Origin of the sequence: Microcystis sp. M20BS1, from assembly GCF_020245305.1 — a bacterium.
In the GTDB taxonomy this organism is placed as follows: domain Bacteria; phylum Cyanobacteriota; class Cyanobacteriia; order Cyanobacteriales; family Microcystaceae; genus Microcystis; species Microcystis ichthyoblabe_A.
Window position 1 is genome coordinate 1 of sequence record NZ_JADBUZ010000037.1, and the last position, 8,822, is coordinate 8,822.

Sequence of the window (8,822 nt, forward strand, 5' to 3'; positions counted from 1 at the left end):
ATTTTGCTAATAAACATAGCAAAATTATAGATGATTTCCTGACCTAAGATCACATTTTATTCTTTTTTCCACTTCAATCTAAGAATTGAGAAAAAAGCAAAACCTTACATTATACCATAAAAAAATTATGCAAGAGGTCTATTATTGAGCGTTTTGACTAACTTTAATTTGCAATAGGGTGGTCATCAACTAATTTAAATAACCAAAAATGTGAGACATATTTGTTTAAGTTAAGCTTAATTAACCCAAGCTTAAACTAAATTTAACCAAACCAAATCTTAACCTTAACCTTAAATTAACTCAAATAATTGATCATAATTTTAGGGTTTTATGTACAATCCAACCTAAAAGTTAATTTTTTGATTCCCGAACCAGCAATAATTAGCGAAATGAGTATGCAGAATTTCCAATTCAAACTAAATCGATGGACAATCAGCGCTGGTTTAGCGGCAGTAGGAGCAGCCCTAGCTCTCACCATCCCGGCGGTTAATTCCCAAAGCCGCAATACTATCAAAATTGATGGTTCTAGCACCGTTTACCCAATTACAGAAGCAGTAGCGGAAGAATTTCAAAAGATAAATCGTCAGACACAGGTAACTGTCGGTATTTCGGGAACAGGTGGCGGTTTTAAAAAATTCTGTGCTGGTGAAACGGATATTTCTAATGCTTCTCGTCCAATTAAGGATTCTGAGCGTCAATTGTGCGCTAAAAATGGCGTTAAATTCTTAGAACTGCCGATCGCTTTTGATGCTTTAACAGTGGTAGTCAATAGACAAAATCCCCTTAATAGCATCAAGGTTTCTGAACTGAAAAAAATGTGGGAACCCGCTGCTCAAGGGAAGATCACTAAGTGGAATCAAGTTAATTCTAAATGGCCTAATGCCAATCTAAAACTGTTCGGACCAGGTGCAGATTCGGGAACATTCGATTACTTTACCGAGGCAATTGTCGGTGAATCGAAGAAAAGTCGCACCGACTTTACCCCCAGTGAAGATGATAACGTTCTAGTGCAGGGAGTTATCAGAGATCGTAACGCTTTAGGTTACTTTGGCTATGCCTATTATGAAGCAAATAAAGGTCGTCTGAAAGCCCTAGCCATTGATAACGGCAAAGGAGCCATATCTCCCTCAGCAGAAAATGTCAACAACGGCAAATATAATCCCCTCTCCCGTCCTGTTTTTATCTACGTTAATGCTGATGCAGCCAAACGTCCAGAGGTGAAAAGTTTTGTTGAATTTTTCATCAACAATGCCCCCAAATTAGTCCGGGAAGTTAAGTACGTTCCTTTACCCGCTAATGTCTATCAATCGGTAATGAACAACTTCAGAAATAATAAAACAGGAAGTGTATTCGTTGGCCGTGATACTGTGGGTTTAACAATCCAAGATATCGTTCGCTTAGAAGCTAAACCATAGTTTCTCACTAGAAACCACTAGGATAATGGGGGGGGCAAGTGCCTAACCCCATTTCTAATTAAACAGCTAAAAAGATCATCAGCCAGATATTTAAAGCATGACTCAACCAGCAATTAAATCAGAGAGTGTCTGGATTCAGGCAGCTACTCCCAAAAAGATTCGCAACCTAAAAGAGACTATTATTGAAGTTATTCTATTTTTGGCGGCTTTTTCCTCTGTGGCGACAACCATTGGCATTATGGAGGTTTTGATTCTAGAATCCGTGCATTTTTTCGAGAAAGTTCCCCTGATTCAATTCCTAACCGATACAGTTTGGAGTCCGCTTTTTGCCGATCCGCGTTATGGTATTTTACCGCTACTTTCGGGAACCTTAACCACTTCGATCGTGGCGATGTTTGTCTCTATTCCTTTGGGAACAATTGCTGCTATTTATCTCAGTGAATTTGCCCCCCCGCGCCTGCGAGAAGTGGTTAAACCCTGTCTAGAATTATTAGCGGCTATACCGACAGTAGTTTATGGTTATTTTGCCTTTTTAAATGTCACACCTTTCCTACAAACTTTTTTGCCTGACTTGCCTTCATTTAATATGCTCAGTGCTGGTTTGGTCATGGGATTAATGATTATTCCCCTGATTAGTTCCATCAGTGAAGATGCCATGCGTGCCGTACCTTTGACCCTCCGGGAAGGTTCCTACGCTACCGGAGCAACTCGTTTACAAACTGCTTTAAATGTGGTTTTGCCTGCCGCTATTTCTGGTATTAGTGCCGCTTATATTTTAGGAGTTTCCCGGGCCGTGGGAGAAACGATGATTGTAGCGATCGCCGCAGGATTACAGCCAAATTTAACCTTCAATCCCTTTAGTGAAGCGGCCACCATTACCGCTTATATTGTTCAGGTTAGTTTAGGCGATTTACCCCACGGTTCGATCGAGTATCAATCAATTTTTGCCGCCGGTATTATGCTAGTCATTTTGACTTTAATCTTTAATATTATCGGTTATTTCCTCGCCAAAAAATATCGGGAGGTTTACTAATCATGGAAAAAGAACAATTATCGAATTTAAGAGCTAATATTGAAAGGCGCAAGCTGATTAGCACTGTATTTTCTGGCTTAGGGTTGTTGATTATTTTTGTTTCTACCCTAATTCTCTTTATCCTGATTGCCCAGATGATAATGGCAGGGTTGCCGCGCATTACCCCCCAGTTTTTTACTTCTTTTCCTAGTCGTCACCCTGAAGAAGCTGGTATTCTTTCCGCTTGGGTGGGAACCTTGCTAGTGATGTTGGTAACAGCCTTGATTGCGATTCCTCTCGGTATTGCGGCGGGAATTTATCTGGAAGAATATAGTAAGAAAAATTGGCTTTCAGCAATTATTGAGATTAACGTCACTAATTTAGCGGGTGTTCCCTCAATTATCTATGGTTTACTCGCCCTCGGTTTATTTGTCTATCAATTCAATCTCGGACAAAGTATTATTGCCGCCGGTTTAACCCTAGCTTTGCTGATCCTACCTGTGGTTATTGTCACCACCAGAGAGGCAATTCGGGCAATACCCAACAGTCTCCGGGAAGCGGCCTATGCCGTGGGAGCAAGTAGATGGCAAGTAGTCGCCGATCATATTCTTCCCTACTCCTTCGGTAGTATCCTAACCGGTGTGATCATCGGGCTTTCCAGAGCGATTGGAGAAACGGCTCCCGTGATTACTATTGGTGCGCTCACGTTTATTGCCTTTCTACCCGATGCTCCTTTACAAGCAAATTTTCCCTTTATTAACTTTAATTGGCTAAAAGCACCCTTTACAGTTATGCCTATCCAGATGTTTAACTGGGTTTCTCGTCCAGAGCCAGAATTTGAAGTCAATGCGGCTGCCGCTGGTACAGTGTTGATTGTGATGACTCTCGGTATGAACGCTGTAGCTATCTATCTCCGCTATCGTTTCCGCAAAGGTATCAAATGGTAAACTCTATTTTTCCCTCGATGATGTCTAATATCAAAGAATTTCAACCAAAAGCTGAGGTGAGAAACCTTGACTTTTACTACGCTGGCACCAATAAACCCGCTTTGCGAAGTATCAATCTCACCATTCCCGAAAGACAAGTCACCTCTCTAATTGGCCCCTCTGGCTGCGGTAAAACGACGCTTTTGCGCTGTTTTAATCGAATGCACGACCTTTATGCCGCTAATCGCTACGAAGGGGGCATTTATATCGATACCGTCAATATTTTAGATCACAAGGTCGATCCGATCGAGGTGCGGATGCGGATTGGTATGGTTTTCCAAAAACCGAACCCTTTCCCGAAATCTGTTTACGAAAATGTCGCCTACGGTTTGCGGGTTAGGGGTGAAAAAAAACGGGAGTTTATCGATTATAAAGTAGAACAAGCCTTGCGCGGTGCCGCTTTGTGGGATGAAGTCAAGGATCGTCTCAACACCAGTGCCTACGATTTATCGGGGGGACAACAACAACGTCTCTGTATTGCCCGCGCTTTAGTTACGGATCCTGAAATTATCCTCTTTGATGAACCCACTTCCGCTCTCGATCCGATCGCCACTAATAGTATAGAAGAACTAATTGGTAAATTAGAGGAAAAAGTTACCATTTTAATCGTCACCCACAGTATGCAACAGGCAGCCCGGATTTCTGATTACACAGCTTTTATGTATTTGGGTGAACTGATGGAGTTTGGACAAACTAAAATTATGTTTCAAGAACCAACTCACGAGAAAACAAAAGAATATATTAGCGGTCGATTTGGTTAAAAAATCGCCATTGTTTGGGGAGAGAAAGCAATTATCTCCCCAACGCTCTCCTCTAAAACTTGGCTTTTTGCCGCAATAATTCCGCTAGGGTGACATCAAATTGCGATTGTCCTCCGAAAACCGTTCCCACTTCACCGTTAAAGAAGGTGACTGTGGCTAAATGGTAATGTTCATCCGTTAGGGGGATATAACCGACTTCTTTAACAATACTCTCGGCATTATCGAGGTAATACTCCACAAATTCCTGTAAAGCTCGGCTTTTTTGCGCTTTCTCCCCATTGACGTAGATAAATAAAGGTCGAGCAAGGGGTTGATATTGGGAGTTAACTACAGTTTCTCTAGAGGGTAAAATCGCCCCTTTACCGCTATCAATGCCTAAAGCTTTCAATTTTTGGGGATTTTGTTCATAATAAGCTAGTCCAAAGTAACCAAGAGCATTCGGATCTTGACTGACTCCCTGGACTAAAGTGTTATCATCCTCGCTGGCTACATAATCCTTACGACTAGCACCGGATTTACCGACCACAGCTTCGGTAAAATAGTCAAAAGTTCCGGAATCTTGGCCTGCACCAAAGAGATTTAGGGGTTTATTGGGGAATTCCGGCCTAATTTGATTCCAATTGGTAATTTTACCCTCAGCAGCCGGTTCCCACATTTTCTTTAATTCTTTTAGGGTAATGCTATCAATCCAGTTATTTTCCTGATTAACGACTACAGTTAAGGCATCAAAAGCCACGGGTAATTCAATATATCTTACGCCATAGCGATTACACAGGGACATCTCATCGGCTTGAATCGGTCGAGAGGCATTACTAATATCAGTTTTTCCTTCGCAGAATTCCCGAAATCCCCCTGAGGTTCCCGAAAATTTTACGCTCACTTCTGCTGTACCCGGTTGACTGCTTTTGAATTTCTCGGCCACGGCCTGGGTAATCGGGTATACGGTACTAGAACCATCAATTTTAATTGATTTGTTAGCTGGAGATTCCCCTATGCCACAGGCCGACAGTAGGCTAATTCCAAAAATACTTAACGCAGAAAATACCATTTTCACAGAATTTTTGTCGCTTTTACTCATTGTCTCTGTCCCCGTTATCAGTCAATAACTACATAATATTATTTCAAAAAAAGTTGATATATAATTAAGAATTCTAAAGTTGAATGTTATCGAAAACACATCAAACTGATGGACAAAAGGACAACAAAAACGTTTATCTGTAGGGTCTGATACTAAATCCGTTGAGTATGCGCTACATATCAGGACAGGCAAAAGGCAAAAGGCAAAAGGCAAAAGGCAAAAGGCAAAAGGCAAAAGGCAAAAGGCAAAAGGCAAAAGGCAAAAGGCAGCTTTGTTCTCCCCACTTCCCCACACCCCACACCCCACACCCCACACCCCACTCCCTAGACCCCACTTCCGAAACCATAAGGCTGCCCGATTTTGCTAGGATAAGAAATGTAACAAGAATCTTTCTTAACAGTCGGATAATTCATGGGCAACGATACCATCACCTTACTCTCCTCCCGGGAAATTGAAAAAATGCGTCGAGCCGGACGATTAGCAGCTAAACTCTTAGAGCATCTGGCAGATATGGTTAAACCGGGGGTAAGTACCCTAGAAATCAATGACGAGGCAGAACGTTGGACTCGCGCCCATGGAGCCAAAAGTGCGCCCCTAGGATACCATGGCTTTCCTAAGTCTATCTGTACTAGCATTAACGAGGTTATCTGTCACGGCATCCCCAGCGCCGCTCAAATCCTTAAAGACGGCGATATTATTAACATCGATGTCACCCCGATTTTAGAGGGTTATCACGGCGATACCTCCCAGACTTTCTTTGTCGGTACTCCCTCCCCCCTAGCGAAAAAGTTAGTAGAAGTGACTAGAGAATGTCTGCAAAGAGGCATAGATGCAGTGCAGCCGGGGGGTAAAATCGGCGATATCGGCGCGGCTATCCAAGAATACGCCGAAGGACAAGGATTTTCAGTGGTTAGAAATTTTGTCGGTCATGGTATTAGTAATGTTTTTCACACCGGTCCGCAGGTTCCCCACTACGGCATTCGCGGCAAAGGCAAAACAATTCGCCCCGGCATGGTATTCACCATTGAACCAATGATTAATGAGGGTACTTGGCAACATATTCTCTTAAAAGACGGTTGGACTGCTATTACTAAAGATGGTAAACTTTCGGCCCAATTTGAACACACCATTGCCGTCACTGAAACCGGTGTCGAAATTCTCACTTTACCCGATTAAATTTAGGGAACAGGGAATGGGAGAATGGGGAAATAGGGAAGTTTCAACTAATACCCCATCACCCCCCGCAACGCGCACGAAGTGGTCACCCATCTCCCCACTGATAACTGATAACTGATAACTGATAACTGAATATATGCAGTATCGTCGTTTCGGTCGCACTAATCTACAAATGCCGGTGTTTTCCTGTGGGGGAATGCGCTATCAATTTCAGTGGCAGGATGTGCCGATGTCGCAAATTCCCGACGAGAATCAAGGCAATTTAGAGGCAATTATCAATAAATCTCTGGAAGTGGGGATTAATCACATCGAAACCGCTAGGGGTTACGGCACTTCCGAGATGCAATTGGGCAAAATTTTGCCGCAACTACCGAGGGAAAAGATTATCGTGCAGACGAAAGTTTCTCCTAGTCAAGATGTGCGGGAATTTCGCCGTAAATTTGAGCAATCCCTGCAATTTTTACGGTTAGATTATGTGGATTTGTTCGGCATCCATGGCATCAACACCGAGGAAATTCTCGATGATACTATGGCCGAGGGCGGTTGTTGGCAAGAGGCGAAAAAATTACAGCAACAGGGAAAAGTTCGTTTTATCGGTTTCTCCACCCATGCACCAACTGATGTAATTGTCAAGATTATTGCAACAAATTGTTACGATTACCTCAATCTGCACTGGTACTATATTTTTCAGAATAACTGGCTGGCCATAGAAGCGGCAAAACAGCACGATATGGGCGTTTTTATCATTAGTCCCTCCGATAAGGGCGGCCATCTCTACAATCCTCCCCCTAAGCTCGTCGCTCTCTGTTCTCCTCTCAGTCCGATGGTTTTTAATGACCTATTCTGTCTCAGTCATCCGGCTGTTCATACCCTGAGTATTGGTGCAGCGCGAGCCAAGGATTTTGATGAACACCTGAAAACTTTACCCTTACTTGATCGGGCCCAGGAGATTTTACCAGCAATTATCGAGAGATTGCAAGGAGAGATGATCAACTGTTTAGGCGATAATTGGGTGAAAACTTGGTCTTTAGGTTTACCTAGCTGGGAAAATACCCCCAATCACATCAATATTCCTTCTATCCTCTGGTTACGCAATCTCGCTATCGCCTACGATATGATTGACTTTGCTAGGGCCAGATACAATCTCTTGGGTAATGGGGGTCATTGGTTCCCGGGTCAACAGGCAAAAGAGGTGGAAAAACTCGATTTAACTGCCTGTTTAGCTGCTAGTCCCCACGCTGATAAAATTCCCCATCTTCTCGCCGAAACTCATCGATTATTGTCGGGAGAGACGGTACAACGCTTAAGCAGTAGTTAAAATTCGATGCCGGGTTGCGCTTTCACTCCCTGTTGACGAAAGGGATGTTTAATTAACTTCATTTCCGTGACTAAATCCGCTATCTCGATTAATTCGGGTAAAGCTCCTCTACCAGTGAGAATAACGTGGCAATTAGCGGGTTTTCGGGCTAAACCAGCGATAACTTCCTGAATATCCAGATAACCGAATTTAAGGGCGATATTGATCTCATCGAGTAAAATTAATTGATATTGGGGATTTTCGAGAAAAGTTAGGGCTTTTTGCCATGCTTCTTGGGCTTTCTCTATATCTCTTTCTCTATCTTGGGTTTCCCAGGTGAAACCTTCCCCCATTGCATAAAACTCGATTTGTTCCCCCCAAACACTAAAAATCTTTTGTTCGGCAGGTTCCCAGGCACCTTTGATAAATTGTACCACCGCCACTTTGTAACCATGACCGAGGGAACGTAAAACCATACCGAGGGCTGCCGTGGTTTTTCCCTTACCATCGCCAGTATTAACGATAATTAAACCTTTTTCAGCGATTTTTTCGGCTAAACGTTCTTCTTGGATTGCCTTGCGGCGCTGCATTTTTTCTTTGTATTGTTCGGGAGTGAGTTGCATTCGGGTCTATCCAGTCAAATCAAGATAATTGTAACTCAAGGGGTTATCGATCGCTGTTTGCAGATTTTAACCGGCTAAATTGTCTGGGGATTGATGCCTAATTCTCGTAATTTTGCCGCTAATCTTTCCTTAGCTTGTCGTTCTTGTTCTTTTTCTAAAAGAGCCTGTTCTTTTTCTAGGAGAGCCTGTTCTTTTGCCTGTCTTTCCTGTTCCTTTTCTGAAAGAATCTGTTCCTTTTCTAAAAGAATCTGTTCCTTTTCTAAAAGAATCTGTTCCTTTGCTTGTCTTTGCTGTAATTCAGCTTCTTGGGGAGTGGGAACCAGTTGACCATCGACGGTAAAATAACGCAGTTTCCGGTCAAATATGCCTAAATATAATCCTAACTCTTCACTCCATAGATAACCCTGCTCATTAGCAGAAATAGCTTGATATTGTCCCTCAATTAGTCTAAATCCTTGCCATTCTAAGGTATTA

8 protein-coding genes and 1 pseudogene are annotated in these 8,822 nt (G+C 42.7%); 6 read left to right on the forward strand and 3 right to left on the reverse strand.

What is annotated here, in order from left to right; all coding sequences use genetic code 11:
• The first annotated feature begins 389 nt into the window (after positions 1–389).
• The 4 genes from IM507_RS03740 (at position 390) to pstB (ending at position 4,174) form a co-directional block, all read left to right on the forward strand.
• Positions 390–1,415, forward strand: coding sequence for a PstS family phosphate ABC transporter substrate-binding protein (locus IM507_RS03740; protein ID WP_287636630.1), 1,026 nt, complete (start codon positions 390–392; stop codon positions 1,413–1,415).
• 97 nt (positions 1,416–1,512) lie between these two features.
• The gene (gene pstC / locus IM507_RS03745) at positions 1,513–2,448 is read left to right on the forward strand and encodes a phosphate ABC transporter permease subunit PstC (protein ID WP_069474116.1); all 936 of its coding nucleotides are present in this window, start codon (positions 1,513–1,515) and stop codon (positions 2,446–2,448) included.
• A gap of 2 nt (positions 2,449–2,450) precedes the next feature.
• Positions 2,451–3,374 (forward strand): phosphate ABC transporter permease PstA, encoded by a 924-nt coding sequence (gene pstA, locus IM507_RS03750; RefSeq protein WP_002735875.1) that lies wholly within the window; start codon positions 2,451–2,453, stop codon positions 3,372–3,374.
• Complete coding sequence (gene pstB / locus IM507_RS03755) at positions 3,368–4,174, forward strand: phosphate ABC transporter ATP-binding protein PstB (RefSeq protein WP_002752756.1); 807 nt, start codon at positions 3,368–3,370, stop codon at positions 4,172–4,174. Before pstA ends, pstB begins: the two co-directional genes overlap by 7 nt.
• Before the next feature lie 52 nt (positions 4,175–4,226).
• Here pstB and IM507_RS03760 read toward each other — a convergent pair whose 3' ends face one another.
• Positions 4,227–5,252: a PstS family phosphate ABC transporter substrate-binding protein gene (locus IM507_RS03760; protein ID WP_287636629.1), complete on the reverse strand. Its 1,026-nt coding sequence runs from the start codon at positions 5,250–5,252 to the stop codon at positions 4,227–4,229.
• 411 nt (positions 5,253–5,663) lie between these two features.
• Here IM507_RS03760 and map point away from each other — a divergent pair, with 411 nt between their 5' ends.
• Entirely contained in the window at positions 5,664–6,428 is a 765-nt protein-coding gene (map, locus tag IM507_RS03765) for a type I methionyl aminopeptidase (protein ID WP_002737845.1), read from the forward strand.
• A gap of 136 nt (positions 6,429–6,564) precedes the next feature.
• A complete protein-coding gene (locus tag IM507_RS03770) occupies positions 6,565–7,746 on the forward strand; it encodes an aldo/keto reductase (RefSeq protein WP_002737408.1) in 1,182 nt (393 codons plus the stop codon).
• On the opposite strand, the gene cobO is transcribed toward IM507_RS03770, so the two are convergent.
• Positions 7,743–8,348, reverse strand: coding sequence for a cob(I)yrinic acid a,c-diamide adenosyltransferase (gene cobO / locus IM507_RS03775; protein ID WP_002737079.1), 606 nt, complete (start codon positions 8,346–8,348; stop codon positions 7,743–7,745). The two genes, IM507_RS03770 and cobO, sit on opposite strands and share 4 nt — an antisense overlap.
• A 74-nt stretch (positions 8,349–8,422) precedes the next feature.
• A pseudogene (locus IM507_RS03780) lies at positions 8,423–8,822 on the reverse strand (Uma2 family endonuclease); the annotation flags it as partial.

Bases quoted from the DNA above. Each gene is read 5' to 3' on its own strand.
- IM507_RS03760 (WP_287636629.1), bottom strand. From the start codon at position 5,252: ATGAGTAAAAGCGACAAAAATTCTGTGAAAATGGTATTTTCTGCGTTA.
- pstB (WP_002752756.1), top strand. From the start codon at position 3,368: ATGGTAAACTCTATTTTTCCCTCGATGATGTCTAATATCAAAGAATTT.
- pstA (WP_002735875.1), top strand. From the start codon at position 2,451: ATGGAAAAAGAACAATTATCGAATTTAAGAGCTAATATTGAAAGGCGC.
- pstC (WP_069474116.1), top strand. From the start codon at position 1,513: ATGACTCAACCAGCAATTAAATCAGAGAGTGTCTGGATTCAGGCAGCT.
- map (WP_002737845.1), top strand. From the start codon at position 5,664: ATGGGCAACGATACCATCACCTTACTCTCCTCCCGGGAAATTGAAAAA.
- IM507_RS03740 (WP_287636630.1), top strand. From the start codon at position 390: ATGAGTATGCAGAATTTCCAATTCAAACTAAATCGATGGACAATCAGC.
- IM507_RS03770 (WP_002737408.1), top strand. From the start codon at position 6,565: ATGCAGTATCGTCGTTTCGGTCGCACTAATCTACAAATGCCGGTGTTT.
- cobO (WP_002737079.1), bottom strand. From the start codon at position 8,348: ATGCAACTCACTCCCGAACAATACAAAGAAAAAATGCAGCGCCGCAAG.